Raw genomic sequence first — 24,856 nt, 5'->3', positions numbered from 1 at the left:
TCGGTTCCCCGCGCGCGCCACCCGCGTATCAGCTCCGCCTGGTCGACCCCTCTCCGGCTGCGAGGTCGGCGATCTCGTCGCGATTGACCTTGATGATGTCCGGCGCTGCGGCGGCGCCATGACGGAGCGCCGCCCCGTGGGCATCGAGGAGGGTGCGGATGCCACGTGCACGAGCGGCGTCGATCCAGGTGGCGTAGAAGTCGGCAGGGATCCCCGGAGGCAGGCTGCCGGTGCACACCAGCATCGCCGCGCCATCGAGCGACGACATGGCGAGGTCGTGCAGCTCCGACGTCTCGTGCGAGCTGATCGTCGGGCCCTGCGCGTTGTACACCGTGGCGCCGTCGGGTCGTGACTCGTCGACGAGGATCTCGTTGACGCGCGTCCATCCGTCGACCGATGTGGTCCGGGAGACCAGCCCTTCGGCGGCGAGCAGCTCGGCCTGGAGATCACCGGTCGGACCTCCGAGCGGACCGACGAGCACGGCGGAGACCTCGACGTGTTCGCCGTCGTCGACAGGGGCGAACGCCGGTGTCTGCAGCTGGGCGAGCACGCGCGCGACGTTGACGCCCTTTCCTCCTGCGAGGGTCTCGCTGCGCATCAGCCGATGCACTGCACCCGGACGGTTCTCGTCCACGACGAGCAGCCTCTCGATGGCGGGGTTCAGGAGGCGATGACGACCTTCATGCGATGCGGTCTCCTACGGTCGAGGTGGCGCGGGTGTGTGATGCTCGGGCGAGCTCGGCGGCGCCGACGGCCGCAGCCTCCCGCAGCGGACTCACCCGCAACGGCAGGTTCCACAGGCGTTCACGGTGACGCACCAGTTCAGAGCGCTGGAACAGCGAGCCCGTGAGGGCGATGGAGTCCAGAGGCGCCTCCGCGATCGCGGCCATCGTCCGCACCGTGTCGCGGATCTGCACGGACAGATCGGTGAGGCATGCGCGCACGATGTCGTCGGGCCTGGTCCGCTCTTCGACGCCCTCGACGTCGAAGAGGTCTTCCGCGCGCCCGTGCAGGTCGTTCACGCGGAGGTGCACCTGCGGAGGCGAAGGGAGGTCGACATCGATGGCGGCCATCAGGCGGTCGAAGTCCCCGTCGACGAATCTGTCCGCGAGCTGCTGGAGTATCTTCCCCGTCGGCAGGCCCCACCCGAGCACGTACTGGTCCGGCATCCATCCGCGTTCGACGTCCGCGCCGAAGGCATGCAGGCGCTCATCGAGCGCGAACGCGCCGCTGGTGAGCATGACGTATTCGGCTGTGCCGATGGCGTCCACGGCGGATGCCCCGTCGTGGACGGAACTCGCATATGCGGCCATCACCTGGTCATGACCTCCGACGTACACGGCGGCGCCGTCGGCGATCGGGACTCCGGGAAGCGCATCAGGGAGCAAGGCGCCGATCCGAGTGCCGGGGTGTGCGATCTCCGGGAACAGACCGGCCTCGATGTCGACGAGATCGAGGCTGGCCTGGTCGGGTTCCAGAGTGAGGAGGTCGAAGAACTGGCTGTGCGTCGCCTGGGTGGAGCTGAGCGCCCATCGGCCGCTCAGCTGGAACGTGACGAAGGCGCCGAAGTCCACCCAGCGATGCGTGTGCGCCCAGACATCGGGGTGGTCGGCGCGCAGGCGTGCGATGCGGTCGGGGGACTGGTTGTCGCGGAAGCGCATGCCCGAGGTGCGGAAATGCTCCACGGAGTCGAGGTGCTCCACGGCGGCGGCGTGCAGGGTTCGCTCCGGCCAGCGCTCCCACCAGGCCCGCGACCCCGTCAACGGGGTTCCGTGGTCGTCGACGGGGAAGGACTCCTCCTGGCCGAAGGATCCGACCGCGACACCGGCGAGGAGTCCTCCGCCGACATCCTGCACGGGCCCATGCGCGTACGCGCGGACGAGGTCTCGGACACAGTCCCAGATCTCGCCGCCCTCGTGGAAGGTCGCGCCGTCGATGAGGTTCACCGGGGTGCGGGTTCTGAGGGGATCGAGCTCGACCCCCTCAGCGGTGACACCGACGACCTTGACGTGCGTGGTGCCGATGTCGATGCCGAGGAACCACATCCGTCAGACCGAGACCTCGGAGACCAGGACGTCGTGGTGCACGACCTGGCGCAGACCCGCGAGGACGCCGGCCGGGTCTTCCGCGCGGAAGACGCGGCGACCGAACATGACTCCGGCGGCACCGGCCTCGATGGAATCGGCTGCGAGCTGGAAGGTCTCCTCCGGGGATTCTCCGCCGGGGCCACCGGCGACGAGGATCGGGGCGAAGCACGTCTGTGCCACGGGGGCGAAGCGTTCCACCGAACCGTTCCAGATCACCTTGACGATGTCGGCGCCGATGTCGGCGGAGATGCGGCAGTAGAGGCTGAGCACCTCGGGGAGAACGCCTCGTCGCCCTCTGCCTCGAGCGCGGACCGGGGTTCGATGATGACGGCGAGGCCGAGCCGCTCGGCGTCGCGGACGATGCGGGCGTTGCGCTCGATCTCCGCACGCTCGAGAGTGCTGTCGCGCTGGCCGAGATAGAGGTACGTCATCACGGCGTCGATACCGGAGGCCGCGACCTCCTCCATGGTCGCGAGCTGTGCGAGCACACCCTCACTGCGTCCGTCCGTGCCGGGGGTGTAGATGCGGCGTCCGTGGTTCTTCCAGTCGAGGTGGAGGACCAGTCCGGGGCGGCCCCGACCGACGAAGAAGTCCTCCGTCAGCGGCACCATCCCGGGAGACACCATGACACCGTCGGCGAGATCGATCTGAGCGAAGACGTCCGCGATCTCGGCTCTGGTCTTCAGGCCGGACGGCGGGCCGCTCATCACGCCGTGGGAGGCGGCGACGACCACGCCGCGCTGGGTCGAGGGGTTCAGCAGACGGCCGAGGCGGATCTTCTTGCCAGTGCGGGAATCCATGGGGATCCTTTCATCGGTGGGCCGGTGCCCGCGAGCACCGGCCCACAGGGTGGGGTCAGGAGGCGGGGCAGTCGAAGCTGTAGAGGTACTTCTGGATCTCAGGATCGTCGAGGTTGTCGGCGGTCGCCACCAGTGCTCCGGTGGTGATGACCTCTTCGACCTCGTCGCCGTTCAGCGCGTTGAACGCCTGCTCGGCCGCCTGGACACCCTCGTCATAGGGTTTGAGCACGACCTGGGCGAACACGTCTCCGTTGCTGATCTGCTCGATCCCCGGAGGGTTCGCGTTGAAGCCGACGACCTTGACGGTGTCCTGCATGTCGGCGGACTTGAGAGCGGCGACCGCGCCTTCGGTGTTGAATGCGGCGGTGCTGAACACACCGACGAGATCGGGATTCGCGGCGATGGCCGCCGACACGATCGACTCCGCCGTCTGGACGCTGTTGTTGGAATACTGCTGCCCGAGGTACTCGAGGCCGTCGACCCCGGCGATGGCCTCGGCGAAGCCGGCCTCGCGCGCATCGGTCGTCGTCACGCCGGCCGTGAGGTTCACCGTGATCACCGAGCCGGTCTCGTCGCCGAGCGCCTCGGCCAGAGTCTCGGCGGCGACCTTCCCGGCCTCTTCATTGTCGGAGCTGACCTGTGAGACCGCGATCGACGGGTCGTCGAGAGTGGTGTCGACGAGGACGACCGTGATGCCGGCCTCCACGGCTTCGCGCAGCGGCGCGTAGAGAGCCTTCGAGTCGGTGGGGGCGATGATGATGGCGTCGGGACTCGTGGCTATCACGGACTGCAGGATCGGGATCTGGTCGGTCGGGCTGAAGCTGTTGGGAGCCTGCACGTCGACGGTCGCGCCGTTCTCGTCGGCGACGGCCTGCACGCCGCACGCGACCGAACCGTAGTAGGCGTCGTTGGCGACGCCGGGGATGAGGGCGATCGAATAGGCGTCTCCCTCTTCCCCTCCGCCGTCACCGTCTCCTGCGTCGCCGCTGGAACAGCTGGCCAGCGCGACGACCAGCGTGGTCGCGGCAAGGACGGCACTGACCTTGCGTGTTGCGTTCATGGTTTCTCCTCGGTGGATGTCATTGATCGGGTGGATGGGCTATTTGCGGGATCGTCGTCGCAGCTGGTCGAGATAGACGGCGGCCACGAGGACGATGCCGACGGCGAAGTCCCGCCAGAAGCTGTTCAGGCCGACGATGACGAGGCCGTTCGCGAGTGTGGCGGGGATGAGGGTTCCGACCACCGTGCCGATCATCGTGCCGACCCCGCCGAAGAGGCTGGTTCCGCCGATCACGACGGCAGCGATCACGTTGAGGTTGTCGGTGGCGTGTCCGGCGAGCGTCGTCGTGCCGAACTTCGCGTAGCTGAGGATCCCGGCGAGTCCTGCCAGCATGCCGGCGATCGCGTAGACCTTGAGCAGGTGGCGGTCGACGTTGATGCCCGCACGCCTGGCCGCTTCGGCGTTCGATCCGACGGCGTATGTCCGCTGGCCGTACCGGGTCGCCCAGAGGATCAGTCCACCGATCACCGCCACGAGCACGGCGATGATCACCAGGATCGGAATCCCGGCGATGCGACCGAACCCGATCGTGTCGACGAGCTCCGTGGGGATGTTCTTCATGTCGTTGCCGTTGGTGATGATCTGGGCGAGTCCCTGGGCCGCGCCGTACGAGCCGAGCGTCGCGATCAGCGGCGGCACACGCAGCTTGGTGATGACGAGTCCGTTCACGCATCCCCAGGCCGTGCCGGCGAGCAGGGCGGCGCCGATTCCTGCGATGCTCGCACCCCACCCCGCGCTGCCGAACCACTCCATGACCTTGCCGGCGATCACGCCCGAGAACACCAGGACGGATCCGACCGAGAGGTCGACACCGCCGGTGATGAGCACGAACGTGGCGCCGACCGCCATGACGAGCAGCAGTGCGGCGTTGATGAGGATCTGGGTGAAGTTCTGCGGGGTGAAGAACGACCGCGGATCGAGCACGGCGAACACGATGACGATGAGGATGAGGATCGCGGTGATGTCGGTCGCCGAGCCCAGCAGCCGAGGCATCCGGAAGCGGCGGCGTGTGGTGTCGTCGTCGGCGTCCGGCAGGGTGGTGGTGTCTGTGGTCATGCTGCGGCCTCCTGCGTCCAGGCGCCGGTCATGGCGCCGACGATCTGTGCGTCGTTCGTCTCTGCGGTGACCAGCTGCGCGACGCGGCGACCGAGTCGCAGCACCTCGACCCGATCGGCGACCTGCATGACATCAGGCAAGCTGTGGCTGATGAGGATGACCGAACGTCCGGACTCCTTGACCCGTCTGATGAGCGCGAGCACGGCCTGCGTCTGAGGGACTCCGAGCGCTGCGGTCGGTTCGTCCATGATGACGAGCTTGTCCGCCCATGTGACGGCGCGGGCCACGGCGACGCTCTGCTGCTGACCTCCGGACAGGTTGTTCACGGGTGCCCGGACGTCCTTGATCTTCACGTTGAGGTCGGTCAGCACCTTGCCGGCCTCCTCGCGCATCGACCGCCGCGCCAAGACACCGAGGGTCCCCAGCATCCCCGGCATCAGACGCTCGCGTCCGAGGAAGAGGTTGGAAGGGGTGTCGAGATCCGGCGCCAGGGCGAGGTCTTGATACACGGTCTCGATGCCGAGTGCCTGCACGGCCTTCGGGTGCCAGCCGGCGATCGAGCGTCCTTCGAAGAGGATCTCGCCCGTGTCTGGCGTGTTCACGCCGCAGATCGTCTTGATGAGGGTGCTCTTGCCCGCGCCGTTGTCGCCCATCAGCGCGACCACCTCGCCGGGGAAGATCCGGAAGCTCGCGCCGCGCAGCGCCTGCACCGCGCCGAAGTGCTTCGTCACATCGCGCGCTTCAAGAAGAGGTTCAGTCGTCATTGTCGGGTGCCAATCTGCATTGATCAGAATCTTGATGATTGATAGTACGCAGAGATTTGTCGAGAAAACAAGGATTTAGCCGAGGAGAATTCAGTAGACGGAATATTCAACTCTGTGTATGGTGAACGCATGAGCTCGCTCTCGCGTTCGCTCCGCGCCGACACGGTCGTCGGTGCCGCAGCGGGCGCCAGGCGCACGCACGATCCGACAGGGAGACCCGCAATGACCACGACCAATGCCACCGACGCACTGCTGGATGCGCTGGGGGAGCGCGCGGTGGATACCGCCGCGGTCGCTCTCGACGCCGCCAGTCATGACACCTGGCCGGTGTCGACCGTCTGGCAGAAGCTCGATCGGCACCCGCATCGACCGGACGTCGTCGTCCGCGTCAGCACCGTCCGCGAGATCGTCGAGGTCGTCGACATCGCCCGCACCTCCGCGACGCCCCTCACGGTGCGCGGCCTCGGATCCTCCGTCACCGGACAGCCGCTCCCCATGCACGGCGGAATCGTGATGGACCTCTCCGGCCTCGGGGGAGAGCCCGTCCTCGATGAGACCGACGCCACCGTCACGGCCCCCGCAGGGGTCATGGGCGGCGACCTGGAGACCTGGCTCGGAGAGCGGGGCTATACGCTCAACCACTTCCCTCAGTCGCTGTATCGGTCCACCATCGGCGGCTGGATCGCCACCAGGGCCACCGGGCAGTTCTCGTCGCGCTACGGCGGGATCGAGAACCTGGTCGTGTCGTACGAGTGCGTTCTCGCCGACGGGTCGATCGCACGTCTCGGTCAACGCCCCCGTGCGGCGATGGGGCCGGACCTCAAGCAGTTGCTGATCGGCTCGGAGGGGACCCTCGGGATCGTCACCGAGGTGACGCTCAAGGTCTTCCGTGTTCCTGAGGCGCGCTTCATCGAGGCGTTCACCATGCCCAACGTGGCGGCGGGCATCGACGCCATGCGAGAGATGTCGCAGGCCGGGCTGCGGCCGTTCCTCGTGCGGTTCTACGACGCGGACGAGGCGCGTCACGCCGCTCCCGATCGGGAGGGTGATGCGCCGGTGCTGTTCCTCGGCGCGGAGGGCGTCGAGAGCGTCGCCCGCGCGGAGTTCGCCGAACTCTCGCGGATCGCCGAGGCGTGCGGCGGATCTTCGATCGGCAGCGGGCCCGTGGAGGCTTGGCTCGGACGACGGTTCGACTTCTCCACCGTGGAGCGACTCCTCGCGGAGAAGGGCGGTTATGCAGAGACGGTCGAGGTGGCGAACATGTGGAGCCGGCTGCCGGCGATGTACGCCGAGATGAAGGAGGCGCTCCGACCGTTCGCAGACGAGGTGCTCGGACACTTCTCGCATGTGTACGACCAGGGCTCCTCGCTCTACCTGATCCTGCTCGGCCGTGCCGACGACGACGAGACCGCGTTGGCCCGCCTCGAGGCGATCTGGTCGACGGCGATGGAGATCGTGATCGCCCACGACGGCGAGGTCTCCCACCACCACGGCGGGGGCCTGGCACGTCAAGCGTGGGTGGCTCGTTCGTTGGGGACGGGCTTCCCCGTGCTCGAGAAGCTCAAGTCCGCGCTCGACCCCGACGGAATCCTGAATCCCGGCAAGCTCGGGATGTGACCGTGCGGCAGGACGCGACGGCCGTTCGGATGGCGACGGCCACGCAGTGGCGTCAGAATGGGGGATGCCGCCCGCCTCCTCGACATCGAAAGCCGACGTCCGAGCCGTCCTCGCGCGGGTCCTGCTGACACGCGAGGTCGGTCAGCGCATCCCCACGGTGCAGGATCTTCAACACACGTCGCGTGCCGGGGCCGGAACCGTGGTCAAGGCGTTGCGCAGCCTGCAGGACAGCGGGGCGGTCACGTTGTCGTCGCACGGACACCAGGGCACGCTCGTCGTCTCGCGCAACGTCGGGCAGCTGTGGCGCGAGGCGCAGCTCGGCAACTTCTCCCTGATCATGCCGCCTCCGGGTCCGGTGGAGCAGCACGGGATTCTGGAAGCACTGCAGGAACCCCTCGCGCGACAGGGTGTTCCGGTCGTCGTCAGTGCGCTCGCCGGTGCTCGTCGCCGGCTGGAGCGACTCCACCTCGAAAGCGCCGATGCCGTCGTGACGTCGGCCGGTGCGTTCGAACGCCACCGGGACGACTTCCCCGGTCTCCGATCGCTCGACCTCGGCGAGTCGACGTTCTACTCACCTGGATCGCTCGTCGTCGTCGAGGGCCCGAAGCCCGTCAGGGGGCGCCGGCTGCGCGTCGGCATCGACCGGGCGTCGCACGACCATCAGCTGCTCACCGAGACCGAGTTCGCCGACCGCGACGTCGAATTCGTCGACTGGCGGTTCGTGTCGGCCCCGGCCGCAGTCCTCCGGGGGCGAGTGGACGCCGCGATCTGGCACGCGATGCCGACCGTGATCTCGCCGGAGCTCGCGGGCCTGAACGTGAGGCCGCTGCGAGACAGCACCCTCGAGGCCGTTCGCGATGTGACCAGGGCGGTGCTCGTGACCCGCGAACTGGACGCGGGGGTCAACGCACTGCTCCGCTTCGTCTCGCCCGCAGATGTCATCAAGATCCAGGAGCGGCTGCTCCGTCTCGCAGCCAGCGCCGAGTCGGAGACCGAGTTCTGGCCGAGGTGACGCCGACGAGGTCGGATCAGCGCAGGGAGTATCCGCCGTCGACGTAGAGGGTGGAACCGGTGGTGTAGCCGTTCGTGAGCAGGTGGATCACGGCATCCGCGACCTCGCCTTCCCGCCCGGGTCGGCCCAGCACCGTGTCGGCGCTGAACTGTGCGAATGAGGCCGCTCTGACGGCTTCGTCGCGATTCGCCCACAGGTTGCCGTCGATGGTCCCGGGCGACACGGCGTTCACTCTGATCGGGGCGAGTTCCACCGCGAGGCCGCGCGCGAGGCCTTCGATCGCGGCATTGGCGGCGACGTAGGCGGGGGCGGCGGCCGGTGGTCGCACGCTGGCGGCTCCCGACATCAGCACGATCGACGCGTCGGACGAAAGTCGATCCAGCGCAGCGCGGACGACGCGGTACTGGCCCCAGAACTTCGATTCGAAGGGCGAGGCCGCGTCGGTCGGATCGAGGTCCCGCATCGGTCCGACGACGTACTCGGCGGCTGTCGTGAAGATGCCGTCGACCACGGGGATCGACGCGAAGAAGGCCTCGACCGATGCGGAATCCGACGTGTCCACCGTCTGCCACCGTGCCCCCCTCGCCCAGACGCGCGGATGCCGCTTCCAGGCGAGACGGCGTCCGCCCGCCGAGGACCACGGAGCCGCCGAGCGCGATCACGCGGCGGGCGACCTCGAACCCGATGCCGGAGCCGCCGCCGATCAGGACGACGACGCGGTCCTGCAGGCGGGGAGAGGATCCGCGCCGTTCATGCGCGCTCCTTCGCTGACATCGCCGTGCCCGCATCGACGCGGGCGACGACGATCCCCGTGTTCGACTGCGGGTCGTCCATCGCGACCAGGGCGTCGATGGCGCCCTCCAGGTCGACGACCGAGCCGAGGAGCAGGTCCGGTCGCAGCCGTCCGTCGCTGACCAGATCGAGCAGCGCGGGATAGTCCGCGCCGGGCATGCCGTGCGAACCGATGATCTTCAGTTCCCAGGCGATCACGCGGCCCCACGGCAGAGCCGCTGCCTCGTCGTCGCCGAACATGAGGCCCACCTGCACGTGCGTGCCGCGGCGCCGCAGACTGCGGATTGCCGTCTGCGCCGTGGTCGCGGATCCGATCGCATCGATCGTGACGTGCGCGCCACCGCCCGTCGCGCGACCGACCGCCTCCTCCGTGTCGGCGTCCCTCGCATCCACCGTGTGGGCGGCACCGAGCGCGCGGGCGCGTTCCAGTGCGGCCGGAGAGACGTCGACGGCCGTCACGGTCGCGCCGAGAGCCGTGGCGATCATGACCGCCGACAGGCCGACTCCGCCGCACCCGAACACCGCGACCTCGGTGCCCTCGCTGACCTGACCGTGCGCGGTGACGGCCCGATAGGCGGTGGCGAAACGGCACCCCAGCGACGCCGCGGCGACGGCGTCGACGCTGGCGGGGATCGCGACGAGGTTCGTGTCCGCCGCGCGGACCACGACGTACTCGGCGAAAGAGCCCTGGTGGGTGAAACCCGGCTGGGTCTGGTCCGGGCACACCTGCGCCTGCCCGGAACGGCACCATTCGCATCGCCCGCACCCGTTGACGAAGGGAGCTGTCACGCGATCGCCCGGCGCGAAGCCCCGCACTTCGGCTCCGACCTCGGCGACCACGCCGGCGTACTCGTGCCCTGGCACGTGCGGGAGCGCGACGGGATCGTGTCCCCGCCACGCGTGCCAGTCCGACCGGCACACCCCGTCGCCTCCACCCGCACGAGGGCTCCATCGGGCGGGCACTCGGGCGTCGGGATGCGGGTGATCACCGGGCGCTCGCCGGTGCGGTCATAGACGACGGCGCGCATGTCGAGAGGAGGCATGGATTCATTCTGCGGCCTCCCGCGAGGCGGGTGAATGTGCAGAACGCTGATCCGGGCGGGCCTGCCGCCGCACTGTGCACATCCGGTCTGCGCAGCGAGCCTTCCGGTACGGGCCGACTCAGGGGTCGACGACCTCGAAGGTCATCTCCTCCGGTCCCGGTCCCCACGGGTCGAAGATGATGTCGGGGTCGTAGACGTCGAGCGGACGCTCCTCCGCTGGTCCCCAGAACCCGTCCGCATCGAGTGCGCGGAAGGTGAACCAGTACCAGCCGCGGGAGTGCATCCGCAGTCGCTTCACGGCGTGACCGGTGTCGTCGAGCGGGAAGATCGCCGTGTGCCCCTGCATCGTGGTGATGTAGATCGAGCCGTTCGCGGGGCCGGTGGCGGCGATCACCAGGCCGGTGGTGCTCGCCTCCGCGATCTGCATGTCTTCGGTGCCGACGATGTCTTCGAAACCCTCGATCACGATGGGGAGGATCGTGAAGCTCCCCGCCGTCGCAGGAGATTGCCCTGCATCATCGAAGGCCCACGCCTGGTAGTCGTACGTGCCGGCAGCGAGTTCGAGGGCGCGCGGGTCGAAGGACCAGGCCCCGTCGGGTGCGACCTCCGGCGTGTAGCGGGCGCCGTCGACGTCGACCCCGACGGCGGAGCCGGGCGTGGCCACCCCGGTCAGGACCGGCGCCAGGTATCCGGACTGCGTGGCGGGCGTCGAGACTCCGGGGCTCAGCGTCGAACCGGGACTCTCTCCCGGGCCAGGGGTCGTCCCCGGCGCGGTCCCCGGGCGTGTGGGGCTGAGGGGCACGGGGGCGTCGGGGTCGTTCACGAGGTCGACGGAGTCGATCGTCGGATCGTCGTTCCAGCGGCCGGTGCGCGAAGTCGGCGGGAGTGTGGCCGGGACTGGCGCCGGCGTCGCATCCGTGCCGGCCGGGGCACCCGCGCCGGGACGAGCGGGCGCTTCGACGGCGGACGTGGTGTCGGTCTCCGCGACGGCGGGCGCGGCGGCGATCGGCGCACCACCGGGGAACAGCAGGGTGCTGAGCAGGAGCGTGCCGGCGGTGAGCACGCCCACCCCGCCGGCGAGAAGAGTCGTGACGCCGACCCCGGCGCCCGTGGCGAGGATCGCGACGGCGGCCGCGGCCGTGCCGGGAGCGAAGGCGCCGGCCGACGGCACCACGACACCCAGGGCGCCGAAGCCGACCGCCGACAGGGTGACCCCGTGCAGACGTCGGGCGTCGCTGCGCAGAGTGAGGAGCAGCTCGCCGCACGAGTCGCACGACGACACATGGTCGGCGACCTCTTGCGCCACGGTCGCGTCCTGCGGCTCCGCGAGATGGCGCGGGAAGAGGCGCGCGGCATGCGCCTCGTCGTCGCGCAGCCCCGCCGGAACCTGCGCCGTGAGCCAGTGCACCTTGAGTCCTGTGCGGGCTCGGCGCTGCAGGGCGGAGACGGCGTTCGGCTTGATGCCGAGTTCGACCGCGATCTCCGGGCGGGGCATCTCGGCGACCTCGGTCAGCCACAGGATCCGCTGCCACCGTTCGGGGAGCGCCTGGAACGCTCCGAGGAGCTGATGCGCGTTCGATCTGCGTTCGACGATGCGGAGCGCGTCCCGGAAGTCGACCTGATCCGCCTCGACGGTGTCGTCGATGTGCTCGGCTTCCTTCCGCCACCGGATCGCCGTGTTGCGGATGACGGCCTTCAGATACGAGCGGAACGCGAACTGCGGTCCTGCGCTCGTCGTCGTCACCTGCTGGTAGACGGCGACGAAGGCCTCGGAGACGAGGTCTTCGGGGTGGGACGGGAGCAGTCGATGCGCGTACCGCAGCGCGGCGCCGACATGGCGTTCCCACAGGGCTGCGTACGCGGCCTGATCGCCTTCTCGGAGTGCACGAAGGAGCTCGGCGTCCCCACGAGAATCTTCCACGCCTTCCCTTTCCAGAAGAACGCCCGCTCATCTCCGACGAGCAGTCGACCGCAGTGTGATTCCCGCGATCGATCAGATTTGAATGTGCCTTCAATATTAGGGTGGACCCGACGCCTCCGGAGGTGCGGAGACAGTCAGCACGTACCCCTCCGCCCACGCGATCCGAGCGAGATCGAGCTTCGAGCGCGCAGGGCGCCCCGGCATCGAGAGCTTGTCGCGGACGCGTTGCAGATACTTGCGCGCGGTGTCGTGCCGCACGCCGATCCGCTCCGCGACCTCGGCGATCGTCAGACCCGATGCGTACAGCGCGAGCACGCGCTCCTCCTGCCTGCTCAACGGGGAGTGCCCTCGGATCCGGGCGCCGGTGGGCGTGCGCCGGCGCTGATCGTCGACCCACCGCTCAACACCGTCTGCGCGGCCGCGAGGAACGCGTCCTCCTCGTCGGAGGTCGCCACCACCGCGTCGATGCCCGACATGACCAGCTGATTCGTGAGGGCACGGCTACGCGACGACAGCAGAGCGAGCACGCGGATGCCGGCGGTTCGGAGCGCCGCGATGACGTTCAGATCGCGCGAGGATCCGGAATGGAGGTCGAGCGCGATCACCAGCAGGTGCGGCCAGCGGGTGCGGTCGGTGCGCTCGATCCAGGCGAGGAACTGACTCAGCGTCGCGGTGGCGTGGACCACCTCCAACCGCAGGTCCTGAGCCAACAGCTGCCCCACGCGCGTGCGCTGGAGCACGGACTCGTCCACGACCGCAGCCCGGCGCACGCGCCGCGCCGCGCTCCCGTCACCGTGCACGTGAGCTCCCTTCGGAAGTGCCCGCCGAAGCGGAAGTGATGCGGAGGTCATACGAGACCCCCGAAAGGGGTCGTCCCAGGCTCGGAGATGAGCGGCACAGCCGACTCGCCCCGAGCGGAACGGGGTGAGGGCAGAGGCGAGGAGACGGATCTCCCCGCCTCTGCCCTCGCAGCGCGGCCGACGTCAGACGCCGGCTCCGCGCCGGCGAACCCGTGTCAGCATCGCACCGGCGAGGAGGGCGAGCACGGCGGCAGCGGTGGCCGCGATCGGAACCGTGCCGCCGGTGGCGGCGAGATTCCCCGCGCCTCCGGTCGTCGGTGTCGTCGGGGCTGCGGGCGTCGGGGTCGGGGAGACGACGACCGGTGCCGCCTCCACCGTGACGGTCTGCGCCGCGTCGTCGATGTCCTGGTGCACCGCGAGCGGTTCGCCGGAGGCCTCCGCGCCTTCGAAGAGCGCCTCGAACGCGACGAGCACCTCTCCGTCGAACCCTTCCGGCACGATGAAGTTCACATCCACCGAGCCCTCCGGCGTGGTGGGCGTGAACGTCGTCGATCCGGTGATGCCGGTGGGCTGGCCGTCGGACTTGCGCATCAGCTCTCCCCAGAGCGTGTACGTGGTCCCCGGCACCAGGTCCTGATAGGCCACGGTGTCGATCACCGTTCCGCCGTTCCAGTCCAGCACCCGGTCGCCGTCGGCGGCGTCGACCAGCGAGGTGCCGATGGCGGGCTGGGCGGCGCCCGGCTGAGCGGTCCACTGCACGGTGGCTTCCGCGGTCGTCTTCGTCGTGTCGGGTGCGACGAGGATGATCGACTGCGCGTGGTCGGCCGCGGTCGGCGTCCCACCCGGGGTGTTCGGCACCGAGATCACCGTGCCGGTGCTGCTCGACCCCTGTGCCGCGACCTGCACCGTGGCGCTTCCTGCCGCCGTGCCGCCGCGAAGGTCGAGGTAGAGCTCCTGACCATCGGCGACGGCGCTCAGGTCGAGTGCTGTCCCGTTGCCGTCGGTGACCGACACCGCAGGGTCGACCGTGACGGCGACCGACGTCTGGTTGGTGTTCACCACGAACGGCCCCACCAGCGTCCCGGCCGTCTGCGCCACGGTCGGCGCCGTCACGGCGGCGGTGACCTCGAAGTCCTCGGGGAGAGCCCTGGGCTCGCGTTCGCGCCGTTCACGAGGTACCAGTAGGCGGCCTCCGAGTCGGGGGTCTCCCACGCCCATGCGGCATCGAAGGTCAGGTCGGTGTACCGCCAGAGGGCGTACTGGGTGGCCTCGATGGCATCGTTCCGCGTGATCGCCGGCACGCCGGCAGCCGCCCCGAACTCCTCCAGGCTCACCGCGGGATAGCTGTTCGCCAGCACCCACAGCACCTTCCCTGCCACAGCAGGGTCGGTGAAGTGGTTGCTGCCCAGGTAGCTGTCGATGTCGCCGGCGGTTCCCACGAGTCCCGTCCGTGCCGAGACGTCGTGCTCGATGCAGTACGCCCAGTAGTCGGGGTCGCCGGTCTGGACGCCGTCAGACCAGATCGGGAACACCCCGGTACCGCCGTACCCCTGCTTGCTGCCGATGTAGACCGCATCCCCGGGTTCGACCTCCGCCGCCGTGGCCGCGCCGAGTCCGACGGGGGCGACGACGGCCCCGAGTGCGAGCAGTGCGCCCGCGACCCACCGCCCCGCGCGCATCGCGCTCTTCGTGCTCCTCATCGCTCGTCTCCCGTGCCGGTCATGCCTGGCACGCGGGGTTCACGGCCGTGAAGGTGAACGGTCCGACCCAGATGTTCTGGACCGTCCTGCGCGACAGACCATTCCCCGGCACTCGCGCCTCTGTCTTTTCCATCTATCCAACTCCCCTTCGATTCGGACGACCATGGGTCGATACATGAAGAAGGAGTCGGAGGGGTCGGAAAGGTGACGCGAGGGGTCAGAACTTTTTCCGAGAGTCCGGGGCACAGTGCCGGGGCGGTCTTCGCTACGGAAGCTCGGCGAGGTCGATATCGTCGTCCTCTTCGTCTGCGTCGTCGGTCGACGGCATATCCGGATCGATGCCTTCTGCCTCGACGGCCGGTTCGTCGTTCGTGTCGTTCTGCGGGTCGGACATAGGGGCTTCCTCTCGCGGTGGGTGGGCGACCAGTGTTCCTCCAGAGCCGGTCCTGCGCCTTCCCGTTGACAGGACGCGCGACCGGGCCCACAATCAGTCGTCGAACTCCGAGGAGAGGGCCGCGCTGAACTGCTCGACTTCTTGCTGCGCGTGCGACAGTCGAGAGGCCTCGGCGCCGATCTCGCTCAACGCCGTCGGTGACGCGTGGTGTGCGCGGGCCGTGCGGAGATTCGCCCGGAGGGTGACCGATGCTCCGGCGATCCCCGAGGCGAGCGCGGCGGCGCCCACGGCGAGGTCAGCACTCAGATGAGGGTTCCCGATCTCGCGAAGCAGCCTCATCTCGCGGATCAGTTCGACCCCGACACGACCGATTCTCCCTGCGGAGTGAGCGGCGCCGAGCGCGGATTCGCGGACTCGCACGTCGCGATCCGGGTGATCCGGAGCGAGCCCGAGGGCCGCTCCGAAGTCCGCGGAGACCGCACCGTCGGCCTCGGCTGCGCGCAGCGCGTCGGCGCGAAGCTCGACCAGACGACCCGCGGATGCCGCTGCGCGGGGGTCGTCGGGCGTGTACGCCGCGACCATCCTGAAGAGGGACGCGGCGACGCCCAACAGGATTCCCGAGGCCGCGCCGCCTCCCGGAGCGCCGGTCGAGTCGCCGAGCTCCGCCAGCCAATCGTCGACAGGGAGTGAGGTCGGCACCTCGCTGCTCTGACCCCCGCTGCTCACCTCACGCGAGTCGACGTCGCCCCACGGATCTCATCCGTCTTCGGGGTCGTCGGCAAGGACATCGCCGTCCGCGTCGTCCCCATCGGTCGGCGGGACGGTCGGCGGAGTGCCCTTGCCGTCTTCGGCTCCCAGGTTGTCGTTCTCCTCGGGGCCGGGCGACCCCTCGGTGCTGATGTCGTTCCGGTCGTTGCTGCTCATGTCGCGCTCCTCTCGTGTATCCCACGATCGTGGGGGGTGCAGCCGAGGAAGGCGAGCGGGTTGACAAGCCCGTCGTCAGGCGGTGGCGAGGGGAGGCAGGTGCGGGATGGGGACCGGGCGTTCGGCGCGGCGTCCGGAGTGGAACCGCTGCACGTCTTCGAGCACGTCGGCCGCGGACATGTACGAGCTCGCGAGCGGGAGGTCGCGCAGCCATACGGCTTCGACCTCCACCGCGTCGACCTGATACACGCAGGCGACGGTACGGCGTGAGTCGTCGGCTGCGTAGCGGTGATCGAGGATCAGCCACTCGGTATCGGTGATCTTCCTGAGCTCGAATCGGGGATCGGGCATCGTGAACATCTCAACACTCCCATCAAGGTCAGCATCAGCCGCTGAGGAGCGCACCGCACCCGAGGACGCAGAATCCTGCACCAGGTGGTCGAACGGGCGCCCGTCAGCCCGCCAGAATTCACCGAATATTCTACGATGAGCCAGCATATTGCTCAACTCGGTCGGGGGTGCCGGGCGGTCGGCTCGGGGCGGAGTCGCCGGTCCGTCGTCAGCGACGCACCCGCGCGCGGGTCTTCGCGACGCTCGCGAGGGTCGCGCGCATGGGGGTCCCCAGATACAGGCCCAGGGAGGCGCCGGAGGCGAGGCCGATGCCGATGACGGCGGCGTCGATGAGCGATCCGCCGGCGAACAGCATCCCGGTCGAGGTGCCGGCCGCGTGCACCATCTCGAGAAGTCCTTGGAACACCGCCACACCGGGAACCAGGGAACGATCGCCGCGGTCGTCACCGCGACCGACGGCACGTGCAGGTTGCGGGCGATCAGCATTCCGACGACGCTCGCGAGGAGGGCGCCGAGCGCGCTCGCCGCAGCGGAGTGGAGGTTGAGCGCGACTGCCCCGAATATCCGGCGATGGTGAGGGCGCTCAGCAACGCGCTCACCAGGATGATCCGAATTCCCGCGCCGTTGAACACGGCCACGGCCACGGCGATGATGATCGCCCCGGCGAACTGGCCGAGGAGCGGGCCGAACGGCGCAGGGTCGTCGGGGAGGTCCATCGTGAAGCCCAGGACGCTTCCGAGTTCGAGCCCGACGAGAATGCCGATCACCACTCCGAGGGTCTGCATCGTGAGGTCGAGGATGCGTCCGCCCGCGGTGAGGGCGAAGCCGTCGATCGCGTCCTGCGCGGCTCCGACGACCGTGAGACCTGCCAGCATCAGCACGATGCCCGACGCCACGATGATCGACGGGCGGATGCCGACGAAAGGCTCGATCCCAGCGGCCCCGAGCGCCGACACGGCGACCGCGACGACGGTGGTCACGAAGCCTCCCGCGATCTGGCTGAAGAACAGGGGACGCGCAGTCGCGCGAGACCGGCCTGGGTCAGGGCGGCGCACAGTGCGGCCACGAATGTGAGACCCACGATGAGCGGGGAGGCGCCGAGCATGATGCTCACTCCGACCGCGAGCAGCGCGCGTGCCACGATGACGACCGGCTGCTGGTAGCGGAACGGCATCCGACGGATCACCCGGAAGGCCGTGCGGGCCGACTCGAGGTCGAGTCCGTCATCGATGTCGGCGACGAGCGCCTGCACGCGCTGCAGCTTCGCGTGGTCCGGCGCCGTCACCCGCACGACGCGGACCAGCGTCTCTGGCCAGACCTCGCCGCTCAGGTGGAACGACACGGTGATCGAGTTGTAGGTGACGTCGACCTGGACGCCCTTCATCCCGTACGCGTCGCACACCCGTGTGATGGCGAGCGTGACCTCATGGGCGGAGGCGCCGACCGCGAACATCGATTCGCCGATCCTGGTCGCCAGATCGAGCACGCGAGGGACGGTGCGCTCGTCGATGACCGGCATGGCCTCGGTGTGCGCGACGGCCGAGGGGTCGGTGTGCAGCAGGCGGCGCACGGACGTGAGCAGCGGCCGACGGGATCTCGCGGACATGTCGTCCATTCTCCCGGCCTCCGCGGGCTTCCGTGCGACGCGACAGGGGTGTCCCCGCCCGGACTCAGACCGCGGCGGAACTCGTGCGAGGGAACAGCGTGGGGGTGAGGGTGATCGTGCGGTGGCGGTGCTCGGCGGGGAGGAGATCTCCTCGTAGAGCACCTGGGCGGCGATGCGGCCCATCTCGTGTCCCGGCTGTCCGACGCTGGTGATCGGCACGGAGCTGTCCTGCGCGAAGTGGTTGTTGTCGTAGCCGACCACGGCGATGTCCGCCGGGACGCGGACCCCGGCGAGCTGCAGGGTCTGGATCGCTCCGGCCGCCAGCGCATCCGAGGCGGACACGAGTCCTTCCGGGCGCTCCGCCGCAGGGCGGGAGCTGAGCTGCTCGCCCAGCGCGTACCCTCCCCGCACGGTGATGCTGTGCGTCTCGATCGTCTCCAGATCGGCGCCGTCGACCTCGGCGACGGCTCGACGTGCGCCGGTGTGGCGCTGGGCGATCGCGGAGAGCGAGAACGGCCCGCCGGCGAACGCGAGGCGACGAAGGCCCTGGTCGAGCAGGTGCCTTGCCGCCAGGTAGCCGCCCAGCTCTTCGTCGACGACCACGCCGCAGGAGTCTTCGTCGCCGGGCCAGTTCACGTGCACGACGGGCATGCCGCGATGCCGTGCGGCGCGGGCGGCGTCGAGCGGCGCGTCGAGCGGGGCGAGGAGGATCCCTGCCACCTTGGCCTCTTCGAAGACGCCGATGTACGAATCCTGCTTCGCGAGGTCGACGTCGCTGTTGGCGAGCAGGAGGCGGATGTCGTGCTCGTCGAGCTCTTCCTCGACGCCTCGCGCCATCTCGACGAAGAACGAGTTCCCGACGTCGACGATCACGAAACCGACCGTGTCGGCGCGTCCGGTGACGAGGGAGCGCGCCGCGTTGTTGCGCACGAACCCGAGTTCGTCGATCGCCCGGAGCACCCGCTCCCTGGTCTCCTGCGCCACGATCTGCGGGTTGTTGAGCACGTTCGACACGGTGCCGAGGGCGACTCCCGCGTGCCGAGCGACATCCGCCATCACGGGCCGGGGTCGTCCGGTGTCGGGGGAGGAGCCTGTCATGCGTGTCCGTTCGTCATCGATTCTGCATTTGCGTCTTGGAGCGCTTCAAGCGTACTATCTGAAGCGCTTCAAGTGTGTGATCAACGCGGCTCGCCCGTTTCAAGGAGGAAAGAATGAAGCTGACCACAGCACAGCTCTGGAGGCGCGGTGCGTTCACCGCGATCGCCGGAGCATCGGCCCTCGCCCTCACCGCCTGTGGCGGCGGTGGCGGATCGACGGCGGGCACCGACTCGCTGTCCCTGTTCGTGAACGTCGAGAACACCGAGGTTCCCGCCGTCCTGGAGACGCTCGCCGGCGGCGCGTGCTCCGCCGAAGGAGAGACGCTCCCGCTCGACGTCGAGACCGTCCCGCAGTCCAACCTCGACCAGCAGCTGCAGCTGAAGGCCGGACAGGGCGACCTGCCCGTGCTGTTCAGCGCCGGCAACGCGCCCGCCCTGACCAAGACACTCGCCGACTCGGGCAACGTCGCCGACTTCGAGGAACTCCTCACCGACCTCGACGTGATCGACGACATCGAGCCGGCGGCCATCTCCACGATCGAGAACCTGTACGGCGGATTCCGCGCGCTGCCGTTCGAGTACAACGTCGAGGGCATCTGGTACAACAAGCAGATCTTCGCCGAGCAGGGCATCGACGAGCCCCAGACGTTCGACGACCTGGTCGCCGCCGCCGACACGCTCGACGCCGCGGGCATCCAGCCGTTCTCGGCCAGCGGCGAGCAGGGCTGGCCCATCACGCGCCTGATCTCCAGCTACCTGTTCCGCGACCTCGGACCGGATGCGCTCCAGAAGGTCGCCGACGGCGACGCGAAGCTCACCGACCCCGAGTACGTCGCGGCCGCACAGGCGATCGCCGACCTCGGCACCAAGGGCTACTTCGGTCAGGGCGTCGGCAGCATCGACATGGCGACCAGCGAGAACCAGTTCCTGAACGGCTCCGCAGCGATGTTCTACATGGGCTCGTGGTTCCTGAGCCAGGCGAACGACCCCGAAACCAACCAGATCGGCGCCGAGAACGTCGGCTTCATGCCGTTCCCCGGCGTCGACGGCGGCAAGGGCGACCGCTCGCAGTTGGCCGCCAACGTCGGACTGCCGATCACCATGAACGCCAAGGCCGTGAACGACGACACCGAGGCGTGGCTGAGCTGCATCACAGAGAACTACGGTTCGGTCGCGCTCGAGCAGGAGAACCGTGTCTCGGGCTTCGCTCTGAACACCGAGGTCTCCGACGTGCCGCCGCTCACCCAGATGGTGCAGGAGCAGGTGGCCGACACCGAGACCACCGTGCTGTGGTTCGAGGCGCTCTTCTCCGCGGAGGCCACCACGACCAGCCAGCGCAACGCGGCTCCCCTCATCAGCGGCAGTGTCTCCGCCGAGGACTTCATGTCGATGGTCCAGGCGGACCTCGACCAGTAACAGCCCCGAGGGGGCGGCGACCCGAACGCCGCCCCCTCATCCTTCAGGAGAACGTATGCAGAACGTGCTGGGCGATCGCAAGGCGATCGCCATCCTTCTCGGTCCCGCCCTGCTCATCTACTCGGTGGTGATGCTCATACCGGTCGTGTGGTCGATGGGCTACACGCTGTTCGAGGGCAACGCCATCATCGGGTTCGAGTTCGTCGGCTTCGACAACTTCGCGCGCCTGATCGGCGACTCCGAGGTGCACGCGGCGCTGCTGTTCACCCTGAAGTACGCGGTCGTCGTCACGATCGGCCAGGTTCTGCTCGGCTACCTCCTCTCCCTCCTCTACGTGTTCGCGCTCAAGCGCGCCTCCGGCATCGTCCGCACCCTCGTGTTCTTCCCCGTGGTCATGCCGACCGTGGCGGTGGCGCTGCTCTTCCAGCAGCTCTTCTCGATCGCCCCCACCGAGGGCGTCGTGAACTCGGTGCTGTCGGGCCTCGGCGGCGTCCCCGTCGACTGGTTCGGCGACGGCGGCAGTGCGTTCATCGTGATCGCGATCATGGACATCTGGCGCTCGATGGGCTTCTACGGTGTGCTGCTGTACGCGGGCCTGATCGACATCCCCGAAGACGTGCTGGAGTCGGCACGCCTCGACGGGGCGAGCGGCTGGAAGCTCGTGCGCCACATCGTGCTGCCCCTCTCCGCACCGGTGCTCGTCTCGTCGCTGATCTTCTCCATCAACGGCACCCTGAAGGTGTTCGACAGCGTGCTCGCCCTCACCAACGGCGGGCCGGGCACCTCGACGAGCCCGCTCACCATCTCGATGTTCGACAACGCGTTCACGTACGGCAACTACGGCTACGGCTCGACCATCGCCATGCTGCTCACCATCATCTGCCTCGTGGTGACGGTGTTCATCTTCCGCGCCAATGCGCGCACCGCGAAGAAGGGAGGCGTGGCATGAGCACCTCGATGACCGCATCCCGCCGCGCGACGAGAATCCTCCGCAAGGCCCCCATCGCGATCCTCGTGGCCGTGCTGCTCGTCGTCGTCGGCTACCCGCTGATCTGGCTGCTGCTGGGCTCGTTCAAGTCGCAGCGCGAGTTCCTCGAGGCGCCGACGTGGGCATTGCCCGAGCAGTGGAACTTCGACAACTACGTCATCGCGTGGGACACGGCCGGGCTCGGCCAGTCGCTCTTCAACAGCGCGATCACCGTGCTGCCCTCGCTCTTCCTGATGCTGCTCCTCGGCACCGCAGCCGCCTTCGCGCTCGAGGTGCTCGTGTGGAAGGGACGCAGCGGTGTGCTGATCGTGTTCCTCGCCGGCATCATGGTGCCGACGCAGATGATCCTGCTGCCGCTGTTCAGCACCTACTTCCAGCTCGGGCTCACCGGGTCGCTCTGGCCCCTCATCATCACGTACACCGCGACGGGCATGCCGCTGACGGTGTTCCTGATGGCGACCTACTTCCGGGCGATCCCGCGCGAGGTGTTCGAGGCCGCGACCCTCGACGGCGCGAGCATCTACCGGCAGTTCTTCTCGGTGGCCCTGCCGATGATGAAGAACGGTCTGTTCACGGTCGGGCTCGTGCAGTTCTTCTTCTTCTGGAACGACCTGCTCATCGCGCTCACCTTCGCGAACTCCGGAAACCTGCGCACGTTGCAGGTCGGACTCCTCAACTTCAACGGTCAGTTCGGCACCACCCAGTACGGTCCGCTGTTCGCCGCGATCAGCATCAACGTGTTCGCGCTGCTGATCATCTACCTCGTGCTCAACCAGCGCATCCAGAAGGGCCTGACGGCCGGAGCGGTCAAGGGATGAGCGCCCGTACCCCTGAAAGGTCAACAGTGAAGGTCTCCCTCCCTCGTTTCGAGCACGTCGACGACGCCCTCGGCCTCGGTTCGCGCACCCCGCGCATCTCGTGGCGCACGCAGGCGCCGGAGGGGTGGACGCAGCACGGGTGGCAGCTCGAGTGCACACGGGACGGCGATGTCGTGGTCGCCTCGGGCTCCGACGCGGAACAGGTGCTGGTGGCCTGGCCGTTCGAGCCGCTCGAGTCCCGCGAGCGGGTGCAGGTGAGGGTCCGGGTCCGCGGTGCGGATGGCGCGTGGTCCCCGTGGAGCGACGCGGCCGAGGCCGAGACCGGACTCCTGGAGCCCACGGACTGGGTCGCCGCTCCGGTCGGCGCGAGCTGGCCTGAGGCGCCCGACACCGAGCGCCGCCCCGCGCTCGTGCGCCGCACCTTCACGGTCGACCGGCCCATCGCCCGTGCGCGCCTGTATGTCACGGCCCACGGCCTGTACGAGGCGGAGATCAACGGCGCCAGGGTCGGCGACCACGAGTTCTCACCGGGCTGGACGAAGTACGACGAGCGCCTCGTGTACTGGACGTTCGACGTGACAGGCCACCTCACCGAGGGTGAGAACACCCTCGGCGCCTGGCTCGGCGACGGGTGGTACCGCGGACGCCTCGGCTTCAACGGCGGGTACCGCGACCTCTACGGCACCGATCAGGCCCTCATCGCCCAGCTGGAGATCACCCACGACGACGGCAGCCGCACGACCGTGGCGACCGACGCCGACTGGTCGGCGGCCCCCAGCCCGATCCTCGTGTCCGGGCTCTACGACGGCGAGAAGCACGATGTCCGCGCCGAGCAGCCCGGCTGGTCGACGCCGGGAGCGGAGGCGGAAGGATGGACGCCCGTGCGCGTCGGACACCGCGACCCGCGGACGCTCGTCGCCCCGTCCTGCCGCCGGTGCGGTGCACGGAGGAGCTCGCGCCGGTGACGGTCTCCCGCATCGACACGACGACCCACCTGCTCGACTTCGGGCAGAACCTCGTCGGCCGGCTGCGGGTGCGGGTGCTCGGCGCGGCGGGGCACACGATCGAGCTGCGGCACGCCGAGGTGCTCGAAGACGGCGAGCTCGGCATCCGTCCGCTGCGTCTGGCCGCCGCCCACGACACGATCACCCTCGACGGCGGACCCGCGCGGATCTGGGAGCCGAAGTTCACCTTCCACGGCTTCCGGTATGCGACCGTGACCGGGCTCGACGAGATCGAGGAGGGCGACGTCGTCGCCCGGGTCATCCACAGCGACATGCGACGCACCGGCTGGCTGGAGACCTCGAACCCCGACCTGAACCGGCTGCACGAGAACGTGCGCTGGGGCATGCGCGGCAACTTCCTCAGCATCCCGACGGACTGCCCGCAGCGCGACGAGCGCCTGGGATGGACGGGTGACGTGCAGGTGTTCGCCCCGACCGCGTCGTTCCTGTACGACTCCGCGGGGTTCCTCGAGAACTGGTTGACCGACGTCGCGCTGGAGCAGCTGCCGGACGGGACCATCCCGTGGTTCGTCCCCGTGATCCCCGGCGGTCCCACGTGGAACCCGATCCGCACGGGGGCCGTGTGGGGCGACGTCTCGGTGCTCACGCCGTGGACCCTGCATGAGCGGTTCGGCGACCTCGACGTGCTGCGCCGGCAGTACGACAGCGGGCGCGCCTGGGTCGAGCGGATGATCGCGCAGTCCGGACCCTCCCGGCTCTGGCGGGACGGACATCAGCTGGGCGACTGGCTCGACCCCGCCGCGCCGCCGCACGACCCCGCGGACGCCCGCACCGATCGATACCTCGTCGCCGCCGCGTACTTCGCGTTCTCGACGCGGCGACTCGCCGACACGGCACGCCTCCTCGGGCTCGCGGCCGACGCCGACCGTTATGCGCGGGTCGCCGACGAGGCCCGCGACGCATTCCGCGCGGAGTACGTGCGGCCCGACGGCACGCTCACGTCCGACGCGCAGACCGCGTACGCCCTCGCGATCCGATTCGGTCTCCTGAGTGCGGCCGAGGAAGAGGCGGCGGGTCACCGCCTGGCCGCGCTGGTCCGCGAAGCGGGCAACCGCATCGCCACGGGCTTCGCCGGCACTCCGGTGATCAGCGATGCACTGACCGCGACCGCGCACGTCGATACCGCGTACGACCTGATCCTCGAGACCGAGTGCCCGTCGTGGCTGTACACGGTCAGGATGGGCGGTACCACGATCTGGGAGCGCTGGGACTCCATGCTGCCGGACGGGACCATCAACCCGGGGGAGATGACGAGCTTCAACCACTTCGCCCTGGGCAGCGTGGCCGACTGGATGCACCGGGTGATCGGCGGACTGTCGCCGGCGGCTCCCGGCTATCGCAGGATCGATTGGGCGCCGCAGCCCGGCGGCGACCTCGACCACGCTCGGCTCGCGTTCGACTCGCCGTACGGTCTGATCGAGGGGTCCTGGGAGCGCGTGGCCGACGGGATCCGCTACTCCCTCTCGGTGCCGACGGGCGTCGAGGGCACGATCCGCCTGCCCGGCCAGGACGAGGTCCGCATCGCGTCGGGCGGCCGCTTCGACACGGTCGTTGCCGTCCCCTCCGCGGTGGCCGCCTGAGGCGC

General features: G+C 69.1%; 25 protein-coding genes and 2 pseudogenes. 7 read left to right on the top strand and 20 right to left on the bottom strand.

Features of this window, described 5'->3' with window-relative positions:
• Window positions 1-28: 28 nt before the first annotated feature.
• Genes G4G29_RS16985 through G4G29_RS16960 form a run of 7 tightly spaced genes read right to left on the bottom strand, consistent with a single transcriptional unit; the run spans window position 29 to window position 5,767 of the window.
• Window positions 29-634 carry a PfkB family carbohydrate kinase gene (locus G4G29_RS16985; protein WP_183150920.1) on the bottom strand — a complete coding sequence of 202 codons (606 nt, stop codon included), beginning with the start codon at window positions 632-634 and terminating at the stop codon, window positions 29-31.
• 46 nt (window positions 635-680) lie between these two features.
• Complete coding sequence (locus tag G4G29_RS16980) at window positions 681-2,045, bottom strand: FGGY family carbohydrate kinase (protein ID WP_183150919.1); 1,365 nt, start codon at window positions 2,043-2,045, stop codon at window positions 681-683.
• 3 nt (window positions 2,046-2,048) lie between these two features.
• Window positions 2,049-2,357: a hypothetical protein gene (locus G4G29_RS20745; RefSeq protein WP_202045328.1), complete on the bottom strand. Its 309-nt coding sequence runs from the start codon at window positions 2,355-2,357 to the stop codon at window positions 2,049-2,051.
• Window positions 2,300-2,887 (bottom strand): hypothetical protein, encoded by a 588-nt coding sequence (locus G4G29_RS16975; protein ID WP_202045326.1) that lies wholly within the window; start codon window positions 2,885-2,887, stop codon window positions 2,300-2,302. Before G4G29_RS16975 ends, G4G29_RS20745 begins: the two co-directional genes overlap by 58 nt.
• 55 nt (window positions 2,888-2,942) lie before the next feature.
• Window positions 2,943-3,947 carry an ABC transporter substrate-binding protein gene (locus tag G4G29_RS16970; protein WP_183150918.1) on the bottom strand — a complete coding sequence of 335 codons (1,005 nt, stop codon included), beginning with the start codon at window positions 3,945-3,947 and terminating at the stop codon, window positions 2,943-2,945.
• Window positions 3,948-3,986: 39 nt separating this feature from the next.
• Window positions 3,987-5,003: an ABC transporter permease gene (locus G4G29_RS16965; protein ID WP_183150917.1), complete on the bottom strand. Its 1,017-nt coding sequence runs from the start codon at window positions 5,001-5,003 to the stop codon at window positions 3,987-3,989.
• Window positions 5,000-5,767: an ATP-binding cassette domain-containing protein gene (locus G4G29_RS16960; RefSeq protein WP_183150916.1), complete on the bottom strand. Its 768-nt coding sequence runs from the start codon at window positions 5,765-5,767 to the stop codon at window positions 5,000-5,002. Before G4G29_RS16960 ends, G4G29_RS16965 begins: the two co-directional genes overlap by 4 nt.
• A 129-nt stretch (window positions 5,768-5,896) precedes the next feature.
• On the opposite strand from G4G29_RS16960, the gene G4G29_RS16955 reads away from it, so the two are divergent.
• Window positions 5,897-7,384 (top strand): FAD-binding oxidoreductase, encoded by a 1,488-nt coding sequence (locus G4G29_RS16955; RefSeq protein WP_244632139.1) that lies wholly within the window; start codon window positions 5,897-5,899, stop codon window positions 7,382-7,384.
• 64 nt (window positions 7,385-7,448) lie between these two features.
• Window positions 7,449-8,396 carry a YhfZ family protein gene (locus tag G4G29_RS16950; protein ID WP_183150915.1) on the top strand — a complete coding sequence of 316 codons (948 nt, stop codon included), beginning with the start codon at window positions 7,449-7,451 and terminating at the stop codon, window positions 8,394-8,396.
• A 16-nt stretch (window positions 8,397-8,412) separates the two neighbouring features.
• On the opposite strand, the gene G4G29_RS16945 is transcribed toward G4G29_RS16950, so the two are convergent.
• The 13 genes and pseudogenes from G4G29_RS16945 to G4G29_RS22740 form a co-directional block, all read right to left on the bottom strand.
• The gene (locus G4G29_RS16945; protein WP_202045324.1) at window positions 8,413-8,958 is read right to left on the bottom strand and encodes an SDR family oxidoreductase; all 546 of its coding nucleotides are present in this window, start codon (window positions 8,956-8,958) and stop codon (window positions 8,413-8,415) included.
• Window positions 8,959-9,146: 188 nt separating this feature from the next.
• Window positions 9,147-10,216, bottom strand: a pseudogene (locus tag G4G29_RS16940) (zinc-dependent alcohol dehydrogenase family protein).
• A gap of 133 nt (window positions 10,217-10,349) precedes the next feature.
• Window positions 10,350-12,152, bottom strand: a complete 1,803-nt coding sequence (locus G4G29_RS16935) for a sigma-70 family RNA polymerase sigma factor (RefSeq protein ID WP_183150914.1) — start codon at window positions 12,150-12,152, stop codon at window positions 10,350-10,352.
• A 96-nt stretch (window positions 12,153-12,248) separates the two neighbouring features.
• Window positions 12,249-12,467 carry a hypothetical protein gene (locus G4G29_RS16930; protein ID WP_183150913.1) on the bottom strand — a complete coding sequence of 73 codons (219 nt, stop codon included), beginning with the start codon at window positions 12,465-12,467 and terminating at the stop codon, window positions 12,249-12,251.
• Between the two features lie 17 nt (window positions 12,468-12,484).
• Window positions 12,485-12,952 (bottom strand): response regulator transcription factor, encoded by a 468-nt coding sequence (locus G4G29_RS16925; RefSeq protein WP_183150912.1) that lies wholly within the window; start codon window positions 12,950-12,952, stop codon window positions 12,485-12,487.
• Window positions 12,953-13,135: 183 nt separating this feature from the next.
• On the bottom strand, window positions 13,136-14,050 hold the full coding sequence (locus G4G29_RS16920) for a VaFE repeat-containing surface-anchored protein (protein WP_210274193.1): 915 nt from the start codon (window positions 14,048-14,050) through the stop codon (window positions 13,136-13,138).
• An 11-nt stretch (window positions 14,051-14,061) separates the two neighbouring features.
• Window positions 14,062-14,652: a thioester domain-containing protein gene (locus G4G29_RS16915; protein ID WP_183150910.1), complete on the bottom strand. Its 591-nt coding sequence runs from the start codon at window positions 14,650-14,652 to the stop codon at window positions 14,062-14,064.
• 265 nt (window positions 14,653-14,917) lie between these two features.
• Window positions 14,918-15,046, bottom strand: a complete 129-nt coding sequence (locus G4G29_RS23595) for a hypothetical protein (protein ID WP_258566908.1) — start codon at window positions 15,044-15,046, stop codon at window positions 14,918-14,920.
• Between the two features lie 93 nt (window positions 15,047-15,139).
• Window positions 15,140-15,745: a cyclodeaminase/cyclohydrolase family protein gene (locus tag G4G29_RS16910; protein WP_210274192.1), complete on the bottom strand. Its 606-nt coding sequence runs from the start codon at window positions 15,743-15,745 to the stop codon at window positions 15,140-15,142.
• Between the two features lie 57 nt (window positions 15,746-15,802).
• Window positions 15,803-15,970 (bottom strand): hypothetical protein, encoded by a 168-nt coding sequence (locus tag G4G29_RS16905; protein WP_183150908.1) that lies wholly within the window; start codon window positions 15,968-15,970, stop codon window positions 15,803-15,805.
• A 75-nt stretch (window positions 15,971-16,045) separates the two neighbouring features.
• On the bottom strand, window positions 16,046-16,321 hold the full coding sequence (locus G4G29_RS16900) for a hypothetical protein (RefSeq protein ID WP_309491593.1): 276 nt from the start codon (window positions 16,319-16,321) through the stop codon (window positions 16,046-16,048).
• A gap of 208 nt (window positions 16,322-16,529) precedes the next feature.
• Entirely contained in the window at window positions 16,530-16,706 is a 177-nt protein-coding gene (locus G4G29_RS22745) for a hypothetical protein (protein WP_244632138.1), read from the bottom strand.
• Between the two features lie 94 nt (window positions 16,707-16,800).
• Window positions 16,801-18,983 (bottom strand): annotated as a pseudogene (locus G4G29_RS22740) (threonine/serine exporter family protein).
• A 155-nt stretch (window positions 18,984-19,138) separates the two neighbouring features.
• Between G4G29_RS22740 and G4G29_RS16885 the strand changes: the two are divergent.
• Genes G4G29_RS16885 through G4G29_RS22730 form a run of 5 tightly spaced genes read left to right on the top strand, consistent with a single transcriptional unit; the run spans window position 19,139 to window position 24,851 of the window.
• On the top strand, window positions 19,139-20,440 hold the full coding sequence (locus G4G29_RS16885; protein WP_183150906.1) for an extracellular solute-binding protein: 1,302 nt from the start codon (window positions 19,139-19,141) through the stop codon (window positions 20,438-20,440).
• 55 nt (window positions 20,441-20,495) lie between these two features.
• On the top strand, window positions 20,496-21,389 hold the full coding sequence (locus G4G29_RS16880) for a sugar ABC transporter permease (protein WP_183150905.1): 894 nt from the start codon (window positions 20,496-20,498) through the stop codon (window positions 21,387-21,389).
• On the top strand, window positions 21,386-22,246 hold the full coding sequence (locus tag G4G29_RS16875) for a carbohydrate ABC transporter permease (protein WP_183150904.1): 861 nt from the start codon (window positions 21,386-21,388) through the stop codon (window positions 22,244-22,246). Before G4G29_RS16880 ends, G4G29_RS16875 begins: the two co-directional genes overlap by 4 nt.
• 26 nt (window positions 22,247-22,272) lie before the next feature.
• Window positions 22,273-23,211, top strand: coding sequence for an alpha-L-rhamnosidase N-terminal domain-containing protein (locus G4G29_RS22735; RefSeq protein WP_244632137.1), 939 nt, complete (start codon window positions 22,273-22,275; stop codon window positions 23,209-23,211).
• Complete coding sequence (locus G4G29_RS22730) at window positions 23,208-24,851, top strand: family 78 glycoside hydrolase catalytic domain (RefSeq protein WP_244632136.1); 1,644 nt, start codon at window positions 23,208-23,210, stop codon at window positions 24,849-24,851. The genes G4G29_RS22735 and G4G29_RS22730 overlap by 4 nt, the downstream gene beginning before the upstream one ends.
• Window positions 24,852-24,856: the final 5 nt, after the last annotated feature.

It is taken from the genome of Microbacterium sp. Se63.02b, from assembly GCF_014171575.1.
Classification (GTDB): Bacteria; Actinomycetota; Actinomycetes; order Actinomycetales; family Microbacteriaceae; genus Microbacterium.
The sequence above is the reverse complement of the archived record's forward strand: the minus strand, read 5'-3'. Positions and strand labels throughout refer to the sequence as shown.